Genomic DNA, 19,694 nt, shown 5'->3' with positions numbered 1-19,694 from the left:
GACTCGGTGGGCCCGTTCCGGGCGCCGAGAGCACGCACCGCAGGTCCGCTCCTGCGACCCGTGTCGACAGAGGAAAAGGCATGTCTGGACCCAACACGCAGTACGACCCGGTCGAGGTCGCCGCACTGGACCCCGCGGCCGTCGAGCAGGCCGTGACCGATGCGCTGGCGGCGATCGCCGCCGCCGACTCGCTCGAGGCCCTCAAGGCCGCTCGCCTCGCGCACCAGGGCGAGAAGAGCCCCCTGGCCCTCGCCAACCGGGAGATCGGCGCCCTCCCGCCGAGCGCCAAGGCCGAGGCCGGCAAGCGCGTCGGGCAGGCCCGGGGCCGGGTCGGGCAGGCGCTGGCCGGCCGCCAGGTCGAGCTCGAGGCGGAGCGGGACGCGCGCATCCTCGTGGAGGAGACGGTCGACCTGACCGTCCGCACCCCGCGTCGCCCGCTCGGTGCGCGGCACCCGATCAGCCTGGTCTCCGAGCGGATCGAGGACATCTTCGTGGCCATGGGCTGGGAGATCGCCGAGGGCCCGGAGGTCGAGTCGGAGTGGCTCAACTTCGACGCGCTCAACCTCTCGCCGGACCACCCGGCCCGTGGTGAGGCCGACACCTTCTTCGTCGCCCCCGCCGGCTCCGGGCTGGTGCTGCGCACCCACACCTCGCCCGTGCAGGTGCGCACCATGCTCGACCGCGAGCCGCCCATCTACATCCTGTGCCCGGGCAAGGTGTTCCGCACCGACGACCTCGACGCCACGCACACGCCGGTGTTCCACCAGTTCGAGGGCCTGGTCGTCGACGAGGGCATCACCATGGCCCACCTCAAGGGAGCGCTCGACGCGTTCGTCCAGCGGCTCTTCGGCGACGGCATCGTCACCCGGCTGCGCCCCAACTACTTCCCCTTCACCGAGCCCAGCGCCGAGATCGACTGCCAGTGCTGGGTGTGCGGTGGCGCCGACGCGTCGTGCCGCACCTGCGGCGGCACCGGCTGGATCGAGCTCGGCGGCTGCGGCATGGTCAACCAGCGCGTGCTGCGCGCCGCGGGCGTCGACCCGCAGCGCTACTCGGGGTTCGCCTTCGGCCTCGGCATCGAGCGGTCGCTCATGCTGCGCCACGGCGTGGGGGACATGCACGACATCGTCGAGGGAGACGTCCGCTTCTCCCGCCAGTTCGGAATGGAGATCTGATGCACGCGCCCGTGTCCTGGCTGCGCGAGCTGGCCGACGTGCCCGCCGACGCCACCGGTGCCGACATCGCCGCAGCGCTCGTCAAGGTCGGCCTCGAGGAGGAGGGCCTGAGCGGTGGCGACATCAGCGGCCCCATCGTCGTCGGCCGCGTCCTGACCGTCGAGCCCGAGCCGCAGAAGAACGGCAAGACCGTCAACTGGTGCACCGTCGACGTGGGCGACCACGGCCAGCGGGTCACCGAGGGCAAGGCCCAGGAGATCGTCTGCGGCGCCCACAACTTCTCCGCCGGTGACCTGGTGGTCTGCGTGCTCCCGGGTGGCGTGCTGCCCGGCGGGTTCGAGATCTCGGCGCGCAAGACCTACGGCCACGTCTCCAACGGCATGATCTGCTCGGCCCGCGAGCTCGGCCTCGGCGACGACCACGACGGCATCATCGTGCTCACCGAGCTCCTGGGCGCCGACGCCGCTGCGTCGCTCCAGCCCGGCGACGACGCCATCGCCCTGCTCGGCCTGGCCGACGAGGTCGTCGAGGTCAACGTCACGCCCGACCGTGGGTACTGCTTCTCACTGCGCGGCATCGCCCGCGAGTACGCCCTGTCGACCGGTGCCGCCTACCGCGATCCGGCCGACCTGCGCGTCGCCGAGGGTGATGGCACGGGGTACCCGGTCCACCTCACCGACGACGCGCCGGTCGAGGGCGTCGTCGGGTGCGACCGATACGTCGCCCGCGTCGTGCGCGGGGTGGACGTGGGCGCGGCGACACCGCAGTGGATGCGCAAGCGCCTCACCCAGGTGGGCATGCGCCCGATCTCGCTGGCCGTCGACGTGACCAACTACGTCATGATGCTGCTCGGCCAGCCTCTGCACGCGTTCGACCTGCAGACGCTGTCGGGCTCCGTGGGCACCCGCCGCGCCCGAGTGGGGGAGAAGCTCACGACCCTCGATGACGTGGCGAGGGCGCTCGACCCCGAGGACCTGCTCATCGTCGACGGCTCCGACACCCCTCTGGCGATCGCGGGCGTGATGGGGGGCGAGGCCTCGGAGGTCACGTCCGCCACGACCGACGTCCTCATCGAGGCGGCACACTTCGACCCGATCTCGATCGCGCGGTCGTCGCGCCGGCACCGCCTGGTGACCGAGGCCTCCAAGCGCTTCGAGCGCGGCGTCGACCCGGCCGTGGCCGCGGCCGCCGCCCAACTGGCCGTCGACCTGCTCGTCGAGCACGGTGGCGGCACCGCTGACCCTGGGGCCACCGACGTCGGCGAGCCGCGGACTCCTGCGGCGATCGCCTTCGACACCGCCCTGCCGACGCGCTACGTCGGCCTCGACTACCCGCGCGAGGAGGTGCTGTCCACGCTGCGCGCCATCGGGTGCGTGGTGCAGGACGACGCCGGTGACGCCGGTGACGACGTCGTGACCGTGCAGCCGCCGTCGTGGCGCCCGGACCTGGCCGACGGCCCGGACCTCGTGGAGGAGGTCGCCCGCGTCCGGGGGTACGACCAGATCCCCTCGGTGCTGCCCCAGCCCAAGGACGGCCACGGCCTGACCCACGGGCAGCGGGTGCGTCGAGTCATCGCGACGACCCTGGCCCAGCAGGGACTGGTCGAGGTGCTCACCTACCCCTTCGTCGCCCGCGACCTGTTCGACCGCCTCGGTTACGCCCCCGACGACTCGCGCCGGCGCGCCGAGGCCCTGGTGAACCCCCTGTCCGAGGAGGCGCCGCTGATGCGCACCTCGGTGCTCGACACCCTGCAGGACGCCTTGCGCCGCAACGTCGCCCGCGGTCACCGGGACGTCGCCGTGTACGAGGTCGGCCTGGTCACCGTTGGTCGTGAGGACGCCGCGGTGGCTCCGGTGCCCGGCATCGAGGTCCGGCCCGACGACGCGACGCTCGACCGCATCCGCGAGGCGGTGCCCGCCCAGCCGCGCCACGTGGCGATGGCCGCGGCGGGAGACGCCTCCGTGGCAGGTCCGTGGGGGCCGGCGCGGCCGTACGACGCCTCCGACGCGGTGGCATGGGTCCTCACCCTCGGCACCGCGCTCGGGCTCGAGCTCGAGGTGCAAGCGGCCGACCGCTCGCCGTGGCACCCGGGCCGCTGCGCGAGCATCTCCCTGCCCGACGGCACGGTGGTCGGGCACGCGGGCGAGCTGCACCCGAAGGTCACCGCGGCACTCGACCTCCCCGCGCGCAGCGTCGCTGCCGAGGTCGACGTCGACGGGCTCATCGCCGCGACCGGGACGCCCCGCCAGGCGGACGAGCTGTCCACCTACCCGGCCGCCCACACCGACGTGGCGCTGGTCGTTGACGAACAGGTTCCCGCCGGCCGTGTCGAGGCCGCCCTGCGCGCAGGAGCGGGGGAGGGCCTGGAGTCGGTGCACCTGTTCGACGTCTACCGCGGCGAGCAGGTCGGGGACGGGCGCAAGTCGCTGGCCTACCGCCTGACCTTCCGCGCCCCGGACCGCACGCTGACCACCGACGAGGTCAGCGCCCTGCGTGACGCGGCGGTCGCCGCCGCGGCCGAGCAGACCGGCGCGGTGCAGCGGTGAGCGCAGGTCCGGCAGAGGCGCGCCCTGTTGCAGTCGTGACTGGGGCCTCGCGCGGCATCGGCATGCACCTGGCCGACGCGTTCGAGCAGGCCGGGTACGTCGTCGAGCGCGGCTCCAGCGCGGTCGCCGACGTGACCGACCGCGCCGCCGTCGACCGATGGGTGGCCGACGTGGTGGACCGCCGCGGCCGAGTCGACGTCCTCGTCAACAACGCCGGCGTGATCGACACCGAGGTCCCCATCCACGAGGCCGACCCCGACGAGTGGTGGCGCACGATGGAGGTCAACGTCCTCGGTCCGTTCCTCGTGACCCGGGCCGTGCTGCCGCACATGCTCGCCGCCGGCTCGGGCCGCGTGCTCAACCTCAACAGCGGCGCCGGCGTCCGTCCGGGTGCCGTCGCGTCGGCCTACAACGCGAGCAAGACGGCGCTCGCCCGCGTCACCGGTTCCACGCAGCTCGCCGGCGAGGGGCGCGGCGTCCTGGCCTTCGACCTCGCCCCCGGGGTGGTCAGGACCGACATGACCGAGGCGATGACCGCGCACGAGGACCGCACCGAGTGGACCGACCCGGGTGAGGTGACCGCGTTGGCTCTGGCACTGGCCTCCGGCGAGCTCGACGTCTGGGCGGGTCGTATGGTGCGCGCCGGTGTGGACACGCCCGCCTCGCTGCACGACCGGGCCGCGGGCGGCCTGGACGACGTGGACCGCACCATCACGCTGATGCCGTGGGGCGACGACGACCCCCTCGGGTAGATGACGTGCGCCTCCACCGAGAGGACCGGGCGATGGTGTACCTCGGCGGTGGGCAACCGCTACCGTGGCCGGACCAACGGGAGGGGACACGGTGACGGGGACGACGCGACCGACGGTGGAGCACCGGGTGGAGGCTGCCGGGGAGCAGCCTGACTACTCGGGACGTGAGTTCAGCCCTGAGGAGGTCGAGGCAGGGGCGCACCGGGACTTCATCGGCGGGGTCTGGGACAGCCACGGCCAGCGCCAGCTGGACTACCAGGTGGGGCGTGGGCTCCAGCCGCACCACCGGGTGCTGGACATCGGGTGCGGGCCGTTCCGGGCCGGGCGGCACTTCGTCGACTACCTGGAGCCGGGCCACTACTACGGCATCGACGCCAACCGCTCCCTCATCCAGGCCGGCTACGACGTCGAGCTCTCGGACGCCCAGCGCGACCGCCTGCCCGTGACGAACCTGCGCGCCAACGACCGCTTCGACGGCGACTTCGGGGTGCTCGTCGACGTCGCCATGGCCCAGTCGGTCTTCACGCACGTCTCGCTCAACCACATCAGGCTCTGCCTGCACCGGACCGCCAAGGTGGTCCGGCCCGGTGGGTCGTTCTACGCGACCTTCTTCGAGCGTCCCGCCACGACCCCCGTGGACACGGTCATCCCGTCCAAGAAGGGCAAGCCGTTCTTCACGGAGAAGAACGTCTTCTGGTACTACCGCGACGACCTCGCGTGGGCTGCGTCGTTCGGTCCCTGGGAGTACCGCTACATCGGCGAGTGGGGGCACCCCGCGCACCAGAAGATGGCCCAGTTCGTCCGGCTCACCGACGCGGAGGCGGCCCGGCGCGCCCGAGCGGCGCAGGCGGGGCAGGCCTCGGCGCTCGGGCCCCAGGTCAGGCGGTTCGTACGGCGTGGCCGGCGCTGGGCCGCCCGTCACCTCGACCCGGGCTGAGCCGCGGACGCCGCGGACGCCGCGGGCGTCGCGGGCGTCGCGGGCGTCGCGGGCCGCCACCGGCCCCCCGCTGAATACTTTTGTCGTGCCGTGTATAGTCATGCGTCATGGTGCGAGTGGCAGTGGCGGGTGCGAGTGGCTACGCGGGCGGGGAGGTCCTCCGGCTGCTCCTGGCCCACCCGGACGTCGAGATCGGTGCCGTCACCGCGGCCTCGAGCGCCGGGCAGCTGCTCGGCGCGGTGCACCCGCACCTGACCCCGCTGGCGTCGCGCGTGCTCGGGGAGACGACGCCGCAGACCCTGGCCGGGCACGACGTCGTGTTCCTCGCCCTGCCCCACGGCCACTCGGGCGCGCTGGCCGCCGAGCTCGACGACCAGGTCGTGGTCGTCGACTGCGGCGCGGACTTCCGGCTGCGTGACGCGACCGCCTGGGAGGCCTTCTACGACACCCCCCACGCCGGCACCTGGGCCTACGGCCTGCCCGAGCTGCCCGTCGGTGGCGGCGGCCGGCAGCGCACGGCGATCCAGGGCCAGACCAGGGTCGCGGTGCCCGGCTGCTACCCGACCGCCGTGTCCCTCGCCCTGGCCCCCGGCTTCGCGGCCGGCCTGCTCGGCAGGGACGGCGTGGTCGTCGTCGCCGCCTCCGGCACCTCCGGGGCGGGCAAGGCGCTCAAGCCCCACCTGCTCGGGGCGGAGGTCATGGGTGCCATGTCGCCGTACGGCGTCGGCGGCACCCACCGGCACACCCCCGAGATCGAGCAGAACCTCACCGCCGCCGCGGGGGAGCCGGTCGCGGTGTCCTTCACCCCGACGCTCGCGCCGATGCCCCGGGGCATCCTCGCGACCTGTACCGCGCCGCTCGCGGAGGGCGTGGACCCCACCGCCGTCCGCGCGGCCTGGGAGGACGCGTATGCCGACGAGCCGTTCGTCCACCTGCTGCCGCAGGGGACGTGGCCGTCCACGGGCAGCGTCCTCGGCAGCAACCTCGTGCACCTCCAGGTCACCGTCGACGAGCGCGTCGGCAGGGTCGTGGTCGTGGCCGCGGTCGACAACCTCACCAAGGGCACGGCGGGCGCGGCGGTGCAGTGCATGAACCTCGTGCTGGGGCTGCCCGAGACGACCGGCCTGCCCGTGGCGGGGGTGGCGCCGTGAGCCTGCCGCTGCACCTGATGAGGCACGACCAGGACGTCGCGTTCGTGCGCCTGCCGGCAGGGGAAGAGCCGACGTGGGACTGGCGCACCGGCCCCCTGGCCTCCATCACCTACACCGACAGCGAGACCTCGCTCGTCGCCGCCTTCGACACGCTGCCCGACGGCGTGCGCCGCCAGGGCCCGCTCACGGCGTTCGAGATCGCCGGGCCGCTCGACTTCACCATGGTGGGTGTGCTCTCCGGGTTGCTGGAACCGTTGGCGCGCAAGGGGATCAGCATCCTGGCGCTGTCGACCTACGACACCGACTGGATCCTCGTCGACAGCGAGCGCGCCGACGACGCGGCCGACACCTGGCGGCGGGGCGGCAACACCGTCGCCCCGGCGCGGCTGACCGGAGGTGCGTCATGAGCGTCACCGCGGCCAAGGGGTTCAGCGCCGCCGGGGTGGCCGCCGGGCTCAAGAGCACCGGCGCGCCAGACCTGGCCCTGGTTGTCAACGACGGGCCGGACCACCACGCTGCCGCCGTCTTCACGAGCAACCGCGTCGAGGCCGCGCCCGTGACGTGGTCGCGCCAGGCCTGCCTCGACGGCCGGGTCGACGCGGTCGTCCTCAACTCCGGGGGCGCCAACGCCTGCACCGGGCCCCAGGGCTTCGCCGACACCCATGCCACCGCCGAGCGCGTCGCCGAAGTCCTGGGTGTGGCGTCCCACGACGTCGCCGTCTGCTCCACCGGCCTCATCGGCGAGCTGTTGCCCATGGACAAGGTCCTGGCCGGCGTCGACGCAGCGGCCGGCGCGCTGGGCCCCGACGGCGGGGAGGCGGCGGCGGTCGCCATACGCACCACCGACACGGTCCACAAGCAGGCCGTCGCCCACCGCGACGGCTGGACCGTCGGCGGCATGGCCAAGGGCGCGGGCATGCTCGCACCGGCGCTGGCCACGATGCTCGTGGTCGTCACCACCGACGCAGTGGTCGGCGAGGGCGTCCTCGACGGCGTCCTGCGGGAGGCCACGGCGACGACCTTCGACCGGGTCGACTCCGACGGGTGCCAGTCGACCAACGACACCGTCCTCCTGCTCGCCTCCGGCGCCTCGGGCGTCGCCCCTGGCCCGGACGAGCTGGCTGCCGCGGTGACGCAGGTCTGTGCCGACCTCGCGCGACAGCTCGTCGCCGACGCCGAGGGCGCCCACCACGACATCGCCATCGAGGTGGTCGGCGCCGCCAGCGAGGCCGACGCCCTCGAGGTGGCCCGGGCGGTCGCGCGCAACAACCTGTTCAAGTGCGCGGTGTTCGGCAACGACCCCAACTGGGGCCGCGTCCTCGCAGCGGTCGGCACGACGTCGGCGCAGTTCGACCCCCACGCCCTGGACGTCTCCATGAACGGTGTGCAGGTGTGCCGGTCCGGGGGAGTGGGCGAGGACCGGTCGCTGGTCGACCTCACGTCCCGCGAGGTGCACGTCGTCGTCGACCTGCACGCCGGCACCGAGGCCGCGACCATCTGGACCAACGACCTCACCCACGACTACGTCCACGAGAACTCGGCCTACTCGAGCTGAAGGAAGCCATGCCACCGTCCCCGAGCACCATCCGCGGCCACATCGGCGCCGCGGCCCTGCGCGTCGCCCAGGGCAAGGCGCAGACCCTGGTCGAGGCCCTGCCGTGGCTCGAGCGGTTCCGCGGGGCTCTGGTCGTCGTCAAGTACGGCGGCAACGCCATGGTTGACGACACCCTGAAGGCCGCGTTCGCCCAGGACGTGGCGTTCCTGCGCTACGCCGGCCTGCGCCCCGTCGTGGTCCACGGTGGCGGCCCCCAGATCGCGTCGATGCTCGACCGCCTCGGGCTACGCAGCGAGTTCGTCTCCGGCCTGCGGGTGACGACCCCGGAGGTGATGGACGTCGTCCGCATGGTGCTCACCGGCCAGGTCGGTCGTGAGCTCGTCGGCCTCCTCAACCAGCACGGCCCCGTCGCCGTAGGGCTGTCAGGAGAGGACGCCGGGCTGTTCGGCGCCCGACGCCGTGGCACGGTCGTCGACGGCGAGGACGTCGACCTCGGGCTCGTGGGCGACGTCGTCACCGTCGACCCCGGCGCGGTCCAGGACATCCTCGACGCCGGGCGCATCCCCGTGGTCTCCACCGTCGCACCGGACCTCGACGTCGACGGCCAGGTGCTCAACATCAACGCCGACACCGCGGCTGCTGCACTCGCGGTGGCCCTGGGCGCGCACAAGCTCGTCATGCTCACCGACGTCGAGGGCATCTACGCCGCGTGGCCCGACCCGGACTCGCTGCTGTCGTCGCTACCCGTCAGCGAGGCCCGGGACCTGCTCGACCGCGTCGACGCCGGCATGATCCCCAAGCTCGAGGCGTGCATCCGCGCCGTCGACCAGAGCGTGCCACAAGCGCACGTCATCGACGGCCGGCAGCCGCACTCGCTGCTCCTGGAGGTCTTCACCTCCGAGGGCATCGGCACCATGGTCGTCCCCGACGAGCCCAACCCCAGCGAGACGGAAGGCGGCCGGTGACCGTGACCCACAACGACGAGCTCCTCGCCCGCTACGAGAACTCGGTCCTGGGCGTGTTCGGCCGCCCACCGCTGGTGCTGTCCCACGGCGAGGGGTGCTGGGTCTGGGACGTCGACGGGCGCCGCTACCTCGACCTGGTGGGCGGCATCGCCGTCAACGCCCTGGGCCACGGCCACCCGGCCCTGGTCAGTGCCGTCAGCAAGCAGGCCGGCGAGGCCATCCACATCTCCAACCTGTTCACCTCACCGGCCCAGATCGCCCTGGCCGAGCGGCTCCTCGGCATCGCCGAGACCCCCGAGGGCTCCCGGGTCTTCTTCGCCAACTCGGGCGCCGAGGCCATCGAGGCCGCCATCAAGCTGAGCCGGCGCACCGGCCGTCCGGGCATCGTCGCTGCGGAGGGCGCCTTCCACGGGCGCACCACGGGGGCGCTGGCCCTCACCCACAAGGCGGCCTACCGCGAGCCGTTCGCCCCGCTCATGCCCGGCGTCTCCCACGTCCCGTACGGCGACGAGGAGGCCCTGCGCGCTGCCGTGGGACCGGACACCGGTGCTGTCGTCCTCGAGCCCGTCCAGGGCGAGGCGGGCGTGCTCGACGCGGACGCTGCATACCTGCGCCTGGCCCGGGAGCTCACCTCGGCGGCGGGTGCCCTGCTGGTCCTGGACGAGATCCAGACGGGTATCGGGCGCACCGGCACGTGGTTCGCGTTCCAGCAGGCGGGCGTGGTGCCCGATGCCATCACGGTGGCCAAGGGGCTCGGCGGGGGTGTGCCGATCGGGGCGCTCGTGACGTTCGGACCCGCGGTCTCCGGACTGCTCACCGCCGGCCAGCACGGCTCCACCTTCGGGGGCAACCCGCTCGCGGCCGCGGCCGGGCTCGCCGTCATCGACACCGTCGAGGCCGAGGGGCTGCTCAGCCATGCCGCGCGGGCAGGGGAGCACCTCGTCGAGGCCGTGACGGCGCTGGGCCACCCGCTCGTCGCCGGGGTGCGGGGCCGTGGGTTGCTCCGCGCGATCACCTTCACCGCGCCCGTGGCCGCCCAACTCGCTGCCGCCGCCCGTGACGCGGGGTTCATCGTCAACCCCGTCGCGCCCGACGCGCTGCGGCTCGCCCCGCCGCTCGTCGTCACCCTCGACCAGCTCGACACGTTCGTCGCCGCCCTGCCTGCCCTGCTCGACGCCGCCACCGCCCCGGAGGAGAACCCGTGACCCGCCACTTCCTGCGCGACGACGACCTGACCGCCGAGGAGCAGACCCTGGTCCTGCAGCGCGCGCTGGAGCTCAAGGCGGCGCCGTTCTCCCGCCGCCCCCTGGAGGGTCCCCGGACCGTCTCGGTGGTCTTCGACAAGCCCACGCTGCGCACGCAGGTGTCGTTCGCCGGCGCCATCAGCCAGCTCGGCGGCCTCCCACTGGTCGTCGACGGCAACCTCGCCCAGATCGGCACCCGGGAGTCCATCGCCGACGTCGCCCGCGTCCTCGGCCCGCAGTCGGCCGCGATCGTGTGGCGCACCCACGGCCAGGACCGCATCGAGGAGATGGCCCGGTACGCCGGTGTCCCCGTCGTCAACGCCCTCACCGACGAGTTCCACCCCTGCCAGATCCTCGCCGACCTGCTCACCGTCCTCGAGCACAAGGGCAGCCTGAAGGGCCTGACGCTCGCCTACGTCGGCGACGGGGCCAACAACATGGCGCACTCCTACCTGCTGGGCTGCGCCCTGGCCGGCATGCACGTGCGCATCGGCACGCCGCCGAGCCACCAGCCCGACGCCGCGATCCTCGCCAGGGCGCAGGAGATCGCCGCCGAGCAGGGCGGGTCGGCCACCGTGCACGCCGACGCGGCGCAGGCCGTGGCCGGCGCCGACGCGGTCGTCACGGACACCTGGGTCTCGATGGGCATGGAGGAGCAGAAGGGCGACCGGCAGGGCGCCGACAGCCCCTTCGTCCCCTATGCCGTGACCGAGGAGCTGATGGCCGGCGCCGACGCCGACGCGCTGTTCCTGCACTGCCTCCCGGCCTACCGGGGCTTCGAGGTGGTCTCCGCGGTGATCGACGGGCCGCAGTCGGTGGTCTGGGACGAGGCCGAGAACCGGCTGCACGCCCAGAAGGCCCTGCTGTCCTTCCTCCTCGAGGGGCCCGCGTGACCATCGCCGCCACCCGCACCGGTCGCCAGCGCCGCATCGTCGAGCTGCTCGGCCGCCACGAGGTGCGTTCGCAGGGCGACCTGCTCGGCCTCCTCGCCCAGGACGGCATCGAGGTCACCCAGGCCACGCTCTCGCGCGACCTGCTCGACCTCGGCGCCGTCAAGGTGCGGTCGGGGCGCGCGCTCGTGTACGCCGTGCCGGGAGAGGGCGGCGACCGCACCGCGCGCCCGGCCCCCGACGGCGGTGAGGTGAGTGCCCGGCTGCGACGGGTGTGCGAGGAGCTGCTCGTGACGGCCGAGCCGTCGCACAACCTCGTGGTCCTGCGCACGCCCCCCGGGGCGGCGAGCTTCCTGGCCTCGGCGCTCGACCACACCACCCTGCCGGGGGTGCTCGGCACCATCGCCGGCGACGACACCATCATGGTGATCACCACCGGTGCGCCGGCGAGCAGGAGCACCGCGGCGACCCTGTTGGCGCTCGCCAGTGACTGACGCGGGACGCCCGCCCCCGCGGCGCACCACCCCGTACACCGGCGGCCGCCCCCCAGCAGCCGCCCACCAGGACACCACCCCGCCCCTCCCGCCACACCACCCAGGAGCACCCGTGAGCCCCGTCACCGAGCACACCCCCGACCCCGGCACGACGCCGTCCGAGTCCCGGGTCAGCCTGTGGGGCGGTCGCTTCGCCGGGGGGCCGGCGGACGCGCTCGCGGCGCTGAGCCGGTCCACGCACTTCGACTGGAGGCTCGCGCCGTACGACATCGCGGGCTCGCGCGCCCACGCCCGGGTGCTGCACGCAGCCGGCCTGCTCGACGAGGCCACGCTCGCGGAGATGCTCGAGGGGCTGGCGCAGCTCCTCGCGGACGTCGAGTCCGGTGCCTTCGCGCCGGGCGAGGACGACGAGGACGTGCACACCGCCCTGGAGCGGGGCCTGATCGAGCGTGCCGGGGCCGACGTGGGAGGCCGCCTGCGCGCCGGGCGGTCCCGCAACGACCAGGTCGCCACGCTCTTCCGCATGTACCTGCGCGACCACGCCCGCGTGGTCGCGGCGCTGGTGCTCGACGTCGTCGACGCCCTGGTGTCGCAGGCGGCACGCCACGAAGGGGTCGCGATGCCCGGACGCACCCACCTCCAGCACGCCCAGCCCGTCCTGCTCGGCCACCACCTGCTCGCCCACGCCTGGGCGCTGCTGCGCGACGTCCAGCGCCTGCAGGACTGGGACGTCCGGGCTGCGGTCTCGCCCTACGGTTCGGGCGCGCTCGCCGGCTCCTCGTTGGGCCTGGACCCCGAGGCGGTCGCCTCCGACCTCGGCTTCACGACGTCGGTGGAGAACTCGATCGACGGCACGGCGTCGCGGGACTTCGTGGCCGAGCTGGCCTTCGTCGCCGCGATGACCGCGGTCGACGTCTCCCGGCTGGCCGAGGAGGTCGTGCTCTGGGCGACCAAGGAGTTCTCCTTCGTCAGGCTCGACGACGCCTACTCCACGGGGTCGAGCATCATGCCGCAGAAGAAGAACCCCGACGTGGCCGAGCTCGCGCGCGGCAAGGCCGGCCGGCTGGTGGGTGACCTCGCGGGTCTGCTGACCACGCTCAAGGCGCTGCCGCTGGCCTACAACCGCGACCTCCAGGAGGACAAGGAGCCGGTCTTCGACGCCGTCGACACCCTCGAGCTCCTGCTGCCCGCCTTCAGCGGGATGGTCGAGACCATGGAGTTCGACACCGAGCGGCTGGCCTCCCTAGCGCCGCAGGGGTTCTCGCTCGCGACCGACGTCGCCGAGTGGCTCGTGCGCGAGGGGGTGCCTTTCCGCGTCGCCCACGAGGTGGCCGGCGCCTGCGTGCGCGAGTGCGAGGAGCGGGGTATCGAGCTCTGGGACCTCACGGACGCGGACCTTTCCGCCATCTCGGAGCACCTGACCCCCGGCGTCCGCGACGTGCTCAGCGTCGAGGGTTCCCTCGCCTCACGGGACGCCAAGGGCGGCACGGCACCGGCCCGGGTCGCCGAGCAGCTGGGGCGGGTGCGCGAGGCGGTCGCCTCGGCCCGCGCCTGGGCGGCGACGCCCATCGCGGTCCGCTGACCGAGAGGTCGGCCCAAACAGCCGGCCGAAGCAGCGGTCCCCAGAAACGCGTTCGGCGGAGTGCCACGAATTCGGGCTGCCTTCGCGCTAGGTTCGGTGACGTGGGTCACAGTCGACCCGCCTCGACCTCCGCGACAAGGACGGTGCCATGGGTGTCAGCGACGACCTCACAGCAGCTGCGGGTCACGTGGCCGGACTCCGACGGGCGGTGACCGCGCTCACCAAGGAGCTCGGCAACACCCTCGACCTCCAACGGCTGCGCGACGACGTCGTCCGACTCGCCGACGACGTCGACCTCGTGGCCCGGGGTGCCGGTGTCGGCTCCCAGGACCGCGCCGGGGGCCCCGGCGAGATCGTGTTCATCCCCGACGAGGACTACGACCCGGCGCTCTGGTCGGACGCCGAGGACGAGGGCGTCGGTCCGTCCCGGGGCCGCTGAGGTGTCGAACGCCCCCTTCAGCGGAGGCGTCCACGCCCCCGGCCGGGCCAGGATCGCTGCACGCACGCTCCGTGAGGACCGGTGGTGGCTGCAGCCCTTCGTCACCTTCGTCTGCTTCAGCGCGTGGCTGCTCTACGGCCTGGTCCGCGCCAGCCTCCAGAAGGACTACTTCGTCGCCGACTACGGCTACCTCACGCCCTTCTACTCGCCGTGCCTGTCCACGTCGTGCGAGCCCGGGTCCGCCCACTTCGGGACGCCGTTCGGTGAGTGGCCGGCGCTGATCCCGTTCGCGGCCCTGACGCTGCCGTTCCTGCTGCTGTTCCGGCTGACCTGCTACTACTACCGCAAGGCCTACTACCGCTCGTTCTGGATGAGCCCGCCGGCCTGCGCGGTCCCGGAGGCGCACCGCGACTACTCCGGTGAGACGCGCTTCCCGCTCATCATGCAGAACCTCCACCGCTACTTCTTCTACGCCGCGGTGCTCATCAGCCTCATCAACACCTACGACGTGTTGCACGCCTTCCGGGGCAAGGACGGCGGTTTCGGACTCGGCCTCGGCACGCTGATCCTGATCGCCAACGTCGTCCTCCTCTGGTGCTACACGCTCGGGTGCCACTCCTGCCGCAACATCGTCGGGGGCCGGCTCAACCACTTCAGCAAGCACCCGCTGCGCTACAAGGCGTGGGGCCTGGTGGGCAGGCTGAACGCCCGGCACATGACGTTCGCGTGGGTGACCCTCGGCAGCCTCGTCGTCACCGACGCCTACATCGCCCTGGTCTCCGCCGGGACGATCTCCGACCTGCGGATCATCAACTAGGGAGCGCGTGTGACCGACGCCGAACGTCCACAGGGCCGCGAGGGCCTCGACGCCGAGAGCCCCGAGCGGCACGAGTACGACGTGATCGTCATCGGTGCGGGTGGGGCCGGCCTGCGGGCGGCGATCGAGGCGCGCGAGCAGGGGCTGCGCACCGCCGTCATCTGCAAGAGCCTGTTCGGCAAGGCGCACACGGTGATGGCCGAGGGCGGCATCGCCGCGTCGATGGGCAACGCCAACGCCAAGGACAGCTGGCAGGTCCACTTCCGCGACACCCTGCGCGGCGGCAAGTTCCTCAACAACCCGCGCATGGCCGAGCTGCACGCCAAGGAGGCGCCGCAGCGGGTGTGGGAGCTCGAGACCTACGGTGCGCTGTTCGACCGCACCAAGGACGGCCGCATCAGCCAGCGCAACTTCGGCGGCCACGAGTACCCGCGGCTGGCCCACGTCGGCGACCGCACCGGCCTGGAGCTGATCCGCACCCTGCAGCAGAAGATCGTCAGCCTGCAGCAGCAGGACCGCCGCGAGACCGGCGACTACGAGTCCCGCCTGCGGGTGTTCGCCGAGCTCACCGTCACCGACATCCTCAAGGACGCCTCGGGCGCGGTGTCGGGCGCCTTCGGCTACTGGCGCGAGACGGGACGGTTCGTCCACTTCTCGGCGCCGGCGATCGTCCTGGCCACCGGGGGGATCGGCAAGTCCTTCAAGGTCACCAGCAACTCCTGGGAGTACACCGGCGACGGCCACGCCCTGGCCCTTCGCGCCGGCGCGGCCCTGATCAACATGGAGTTCATCCAGTTCCACCCCACCGGCATGGTCTGGCCCCCCTCGGTCAAGGGGATCCTCGTCACCGAGTCGGTCCGTGGCGACGGGGGAGTGCTGCGCAACTCCGACGGCAAGCGCTTCATGTTCGACTACGTCCCCGACGTGTTCCGGGGCCAGTACGCCGACTCCGAGGAGGAGGCCGACCGCTGGTACGAGGACCCGGAGAACAACAAGCGACCGCCCGAGCTGCTGCCCCGGGACGAGGTCGCCCGGGCGATCAACAGCGAGGTGAAGGAGGGTCGCGGATCACCCCACGGCGGTGTCTTCCTCGACGTCTCGACGCGGCTGCCGGCCGAGGAGATCATCCGCCGGCTGCCCTCGATGCACCACCAGTTCAAGGAGCTCGCCGACGTCGACATCACGGCCGAGCCGATGGAGGTGGGGCCCACGTGCCACTACGTCATGGGTGGCGTGGAGGTCGACGCCGACACGGCGGCCACGGCGGTGCCCGGGCTCTACGCCGCGGGCGAGGTGGCTGGTGGCATGCACGGCTCCAACCGCCTGGGTGGCAACAGCCTGTCGGACCTGCTGGTGTTCGGTCGACGCGCGGGACTTGGCGCCGCGGAATACGTTGCGGGGCTTGGTGGCTCGCGTCCGTCGACGAGTGAGGCCGACGTCCTGGCCGCGCTGGAGACGGCGCTGGCGCCCTACCGCGAGGCGGACGAGAACCCGTACGCGCTGCACAGCGAGATGCAGCAGAAGATGAACGACCTCGTCGGGATCATCCGCCGGGAGGGCGAGGTCCGCGAGGCCCTCGAGGTGCTCGACGAGCTGGACGAGCGGGCGAAGAACGTTGGTGTGCAAGGGGGACGCGCGTTCAACCCCGGGTGGCACCTCGCGCTCGACCTGCGCAACATGCTGGCCGTCTGCCGCTGCGTGGCGATGGCGGCCCTGGAGCGGACCGAGTCCCGTGGCGGCCACACCCGCGAGGACTTCCCGGGCATGGACCCGAAGTGGCGTGGCGTCAACCTCGTGTGCACCCTCGAGGGCGACGGGGGGATCGCCCTGCGGCACCAGCCGGTGCCGGAGATCCGGCAGGACCTGCTCGAGCTCTTCGAGCGCACCGAGCTGGCCAAGTACCTCACCGAGGGCGAGCTGGCCCGCCGCGACGGTCCGGGTGCAGCGCAGCAGAGCGACGACGGGAGCGGGGCATGAGCTACGACGCGAGGTTCAAGGTGTGGCGTGGCGACGCCGACGGCGGTGGCCTGCAGGACTACACCGTCGAGGTCAACGAGGGGGAGGTCGTCCTCGACATCATCCACCGGCTCCAGGCCACGCAGGCCCCCGACCTCGCGGTCCGGTGGAACTGCAAGGCGGGCAAGTGCGGCTCGTGCAGCGCCGAGGTCAACGGCCGCCCGCGCCTGCTGTGCATGACGCGGATGAGCACCTTCGAGGAGAGCCAGACCATCACGGTGACGCCGCTGCGCACGTTCCCCGTGCAGCGCGACCTTGTCACCGACGTGTCCTTCAACTACCAGAAGGCCCGTGAGGTGCAGGCGTTCACGCCGCCGGAGGACCTGCAGCCCGGCGACTACCGGATGCAGCAGGTCGACGTGCAGCGCAGCCAGGAGTTCCGCAAGTGCATCGAGTGCTTCCTGTGCCAGGACGTCTGCCACGTGGTGCGCGACCACGAGGACAACAAGCAGGCCTTCGCCGGGCCCCGGTTCCTCATGCGGGTCGCCGAGCTCGACATGCACCCGCTCGACACCGCTGACCGGCGGCCGGCCGCGCGTGAGCAGCACGGCCTCGGCTACTGCAACATCACCAAGTGCTGCACCGAGGTCTGCCCCGAGCACATCAAGATCACCGACAACGCCCTGATCCCCCTGAAGGAGCGCGTCGTGGACCGTCACTACGATCCCGTGGTGTGGCTCGGCTCCAAGATCCGCCGGCGCAAGGACTGAGCGAGGTCCTGCGCGGCGAACGGCTGCCGCGGTCGTTCTTCGCCCGCGACGTCCTCACCGTCGCCCGGGAGCTGCTCGGTGCCACGGTCTCCCACGCCGGTGTGCGCATCCGGCTCACCGAGGTGGAGGCGTACGCGGGGCAGGCCGACCCCGGGTCGCACGCCTTCCGCGGCCCCACCCCGCGCACCGAGGTGATGTTCGGTCCCGCGGGTCACCTCTACGTCTACTTCACCTACGGCATGCACTGGTGCGCCAACGTCGTGTGCGGCACCGAGGGCAGCGCCAGCGCGGTCCTGCTGCGGGCCGGCGAGGTGGTCGAGGGGGAGGACGTCGCCGCTGCGCGGCGTGAGGGGGTACGCCGCCGCGACTGGGCGCGCGGGCCGGCTCGGCTCGCCACGACGCTGGGCGTCGACGGCGCGCTCACCGGTGCCGACGCCTGCGTGCCAGGGTCGGTCGTGGCGTTCCACGCCCCCGCGGCGGGAGCCGGGACCGGTGAGGTGCACACCGGCCCGCGGGTCGGTGTCGCAGGGGCCGGGGGCGACGCCCTGGCGCACCCGTGGAGGTTCTGGCTCGCCGACGAGCCCACCGTCTCGGTGTACCGGCCCGCGAAACCCCGTCCACGGCGCGGACCGTCATAGGGCAGGCTGTGCCCGTGCGCGCGGTCCCGCGAGGCACGACGACCGGACAAGGAGAACCCACACCGTGAGCGACATCCTCGACGAGCTGCAGTGGCGAGGGCTGGTGGCGCAGACCACCGACGAGTCCGCGCTGCGCCAGGCACTCGCCGACGGGCCGATCACGGCGTATTGCGGCTTCGACCCCACGGCTCCGTCGCTGCACTTCGGCAACCTCGTGCAGCTGGTCGTCATGCGGCACCTGCAACGAGCGGGCCACCGCATCATCTGCCTCGTGGGTGGCTCCACGGGACTGATCGGCGACCCGCGCCCGTCCTCGGAGCGGGTCCTGAAGACCAAGGAGCAGACGGCCCAGTGGGTCGCCGGCATCCAGGAGCAGGTGCGTCCCTTCCTCGACTTCGAGGGCGACAACGCCGCCATCATGGTCAACAACCTCGACTGGACGGCGCCGATGTCGGCGCTGGACTTCCTGCGCGACATCGGCAAGCACTTCCGGGTGAACCAGATGGTCAAGAAGGACGCTGTCGCCGCGCGGCTGAACAGCGACGAGGGCATCTCCTACACCGAGTTCAGCTACCAGATCCTCCAAGGCCTGGACTACCTACAGCTCTACCGCGACTACGGCTGCACGCTGCAGACCGGTGGGCAGGACCAGTGGGGCAACCTCACCGCCGGTTCCGACCTGATCCACCGGGTGGAGGGGAGGTCGGTGCACCTGCTGACGACCCCGCTGATCACCGACGCGTCGGGCACCAAGTTCGGCAAGAGCGAGGGCAACGCCATCTGGCTCAACGCCGAGATGACCAGCCCGTACGCCTGGTACCAGTACTGGATCAACGTCGAGGACGCCTCCGTCGTCAAGCTGCTCAAGGTCTTCACCGATCGCAGCGCCGACGACATCGCCCGGCTCGAGCAGTCGCTGGAGGAGAAGCCGTTCCTGCGTGAGGCACAGAAGGCGCTGGCCGCCGACGTGACGACGCTCGTGCACGGTGCCGAGGCGACGGCCGCGGTCCAGGCGGCGTCCGAGGCCCTGTTCGGCAAGGGTGACGTCACCGCGCTGGACGCCCGCACCCTCGGCGACGCCACCGGGGAGCTGCCCGGGGGAGCGGTGTCCGTCGGGATGTCGGTGACCGATGCGCTCGTCGCCGTCGGCCTGGTCGACTCCCGCAACGCCGCGCGCCGGGCGATCGGCGACGGCGGGGCCTCGCTCAACAACGTCAAGCTGTCCGACCCCGAGCGGGTGCTCGAGGAGGACGACTTCCTGCACGGGGCGGTCGCCCTGCTGCGGCGTGGGCGCAAGTCCCTGGCGGCCGGGCGCAGGGTGGCTGAAGAGGGCGCAGCCCGCTGACCTGCGGATTTGTCTTTCGCGTCGAGTCCCGTCTAATGTTCTCGACGTCAGCCCGACAGGGAGGAACGGACACCACCGCGGTCACCACCGCGAAGAAGGCCGGTCCCGGGGCTGAACCCCACATGCAGTACAGTTCTTCTCCGGCGCGCTTCGGTGCGCCGCACAGCAAGAGCGTGGGGGGCTTTCCACCACGGTTTTCCCCGCCGCAGAGCGGATTTGGGAAAACGACGCAGGAAAGCATAAGATTGAGAGGTTGCCTCGGAGGCTTCGCACGAAAGCGAGCCGAAGATGTGCGTCCGATCCTTGAGAACTCAACAGCGTGTCAAAAATCGATGCCAATTACCTCGTCTCTGGGGTGCCGGCTGCTGGCCTTTCTGGTTGGTGGTTTGGTGTTCTGGAACGAAAATCCTTTGGTTGAACATTGAATGCTAGTGATTT

Annotated in this window: 18 protein-coding genes; all 18 read left to right on the top strand. The window is 72.3% G+C overall.

Annotated elements, in window-relative coordinates; translation table 11 throughout:
* Positions 1-80 precede the first annotated feature (80 nt).
* A complete protein-coding gene (gene pheS, locus AB4Z02_RS00090; RefSeq protein ID WP_056884494.1) occupies positions 81-1,175 on the top strand; it encodes a phenylalanine--tRNA ligase subunit alpha in 1,095 nt (364 codons plus the stop codon).
* Positions 1,175-3,721, top strand: coding sequence for a phenylalanine--tRNA ligase subunit beta (gene pheT, locus AB4Z02_RS00085; protein ID WP_441968312.1), 2,547 nt, complete (start codon positions 1,175-1,177; stop codon positions 3,719-3,721). The genes pheS and pheT overlap by 1 nt, the downstream gene beginning before the upstream one ends.
* Before the next feature lie 35 nt (positions 3,722-3,756).
* Positions 3,757-4,473: an SDR family oxidoreductase gene (locus tag AB4Z02_RS00080; RefSeq protein WP_441968310.1), complete on the top strand. Its 717-nt coding sequence runs from the start codon at positions 3,757-3,759 to the stop codon at positions 4,471-4,473.
* A 91-nt stretch (positions 4,474-4,564) separates the two neighbouring features.
* Positions 4,565-5,410, top strand: coding sequence for a class I SAM-dependent methyltransferase (locus tag AB4Z02_RS00075; protein ID WP_441968308.1), 846 nt, complete (start codon positions 4,565-4,567; stop codon positions 5,408-5,410).
* 107 nt (positions 5,411-5,517) lie between these two features.
* Positions 5,518-6,561, top strand: a complete 1,044-nt coding sequence (gene argC, locus AB4Z02_RS00070) for an N-acetyl-gamma-glutamyl-phosphate reductase (protein WP_441968306.1) — start codon at positions 5,518-5,520, stop codon at positions 6,559-6,561.
* Complete coding sequence (locus tag AB4Z02_RS00065) at positions 6,558-6,968, top strand: ACT domain-containing protein (protein ID WP_235531510.1); 411 nt, start codon at positions 6,558-6,560, stop codon at positions 6,966-6,968. The genes argC and AB4Z02_RS00065 overlap by 4 nt, the downstream gene beginning before the upstream one ends.
* Positions 6,965-8,116 carry a bifunctional glutamate N-acetyltransferase/amino-acid acetyltransferase ArgJ gene (argJ, locus tag AB4Z02_RS00060; RefSeq protein WP_441968304.1) on the top strand — a complete coding sequence of 384 codons (1,152 nt, stop codon included), beginning with the start codon at positions 6,965-6,967 and terminating at the stop codon, positions 8,114-8,116. Before AB4Z02_RS00065 ends, argJ begins: the two co-directional genes overlap by 4 nt.
* Positions 8,117-8,124: 8 nt before the next feature.
* Positions 8,125-9,081, top strand: a complete 957-nt coding sequence (argB, locus tag AB4Z02_RS00055; protein WP_441968302.1) for an acetylglutamate kinase — start codon at positions 8,125-8,127, stop codon at positions 9,079-9,081.
* A 2-nt stretch (positions 9,082-9,083) separates the two neighbouring features.
* Entirely contained in the window at positions 9,084-10,286 is a 1,203-nt protein-coding gene (locus tag AB4Z02_RS00050) for an acetylornithine transaminase (protein WP_441968638.1), read from the top strand.
* Positions 10,283-11,218: an ornithine carbamoyltransferase gene (gene argF / locus AB4Z02_RS00045; RefSeq protein WP_441968300.1), complete on the top strand. Its 936-nt coding sequence runs from the start codon at positions 10,283-10,285 to the stop codon at positions 11,216-11,218. Before AB4Z02_RS00050 ends, argF begins: the two co-directional genes overlap by 4 nt.
* Positions 11,215-11,709, top strand: coding sequence for a hypothetical protein (locus AB4Z02_RS00040; RefSeq protein WP_056884486.1), 495 nt, complete (start codon positions 11,215-11,217; stop codon positions 11,707-11,709). Before argF ends, AB4Z02_RS00040 begins: the two co-directional genes overlap by 4 nt.
* Before the next feature lie 112 nt (positions 11,710-11,821).
* Positions 11,822-13,291 (top strand): argininosuccinate lyase, encoded by a 1,470-nt coding sequence (argH, locus tag AB4Z02_RS00035; RefSeq protein ID WP_441968298.1) that lies wholly within the window; start codon positions 11,822-11,824, stop codon positions 13,289-13,291.
* A 148-nt stretch (positions 13,292-13,439) separates the two neighbouring features.
* Positions 13,440-13,730 carry a hypothetical protein gene (locus tag AB4Z02_RS00030; RefSeq protein WP_056884484.1) on the top strand — a complete coding sequence of 97 codons (291 nt, stop codon included), beginning with the start codon at positions 13,440-13,442 and terminating at the stop codon, positions 13,728-13,730.
* A gap of 1 nt (position 13,731) precedes the next feature.
* Complete coding sequence (locus tag AB4Z02_RS00025; protein ID WP_441968296.1) at positions 13,732-14,547, top strand: hypothetical protein; 816 nt, start codon at positions 13,732-13,734, stop codon at positions 14,545-14,547.
* Between the two features lie 9 nt (positions 14,548-14,556).
* A complete protein-coding gene (locus AB4Z02_RS00020) occupies positions 14,557-16,524 on the top strand; it encodes a fumarate reductase/succinate dehydrogenase flavoprotein subunit (RefSeq protein WP_441968294.1) in 1,968 nt (655 codons plus the stop codon).
* Complete coding sequence (locus AB4Z02_RS00015) at positions 16,521-17,273, top strand: succinate dehydrogenase/fumarate reductase iron-sulfur subunit (RefSeq protein WP_056884481.1); 753 nt, start codon at positions 16,521-16,523, stop codon at positions 17,271-17,273. The genes AB4Z02_RS00020 and AB4Z02_RS00015 overlap by 4 nt, the downstream gene beginning before the upstream one ends.
* Positions 17,237-17,911, top strand: a complete 675-nt coding sequence (locus AB4Z02_RS00010; protein WP_235531509.1) for a DNA-3-methyladenine glycosylase — start codon at positions 17,237-17,239, stop codon at positions 17,909-17,911. The genes AB4Z02_RS00015 and AB4Z02_RS00010 overlap by 37 nt, the downstream gene beginning before the upstream one ends.
* Positions 17,912-17,975: 64 nt before the next feature.
* Complete coding sequence (gene tyrS / locus AB4Z02_RS00005; protein ID WP_441968291.1) at positions 17,976-19,256, top strand: tyrosine--tRNA ligase; 1,281 nt, start codon at positions 17,976-17,978, stop codon at positions 19,254-19,256.
* Positions 19,257-19,694 lie beyond the last annotated feature (438 nt).

Origin of the sequence: Pedococcus sp. 2YAF34 (assembly GCF_052114585.1) — a bacterium.
Lineage (GTDB): Bacteria > Actinomycetota > Actinomycetes > Actinomycetales > Dermatophilaceae > Pedococcus.
The sequence above is the reverse complement of the archived record's forward strand: the minus strand, read 5'-3'. Positions and strand labels throughout refer to the sequence as shown.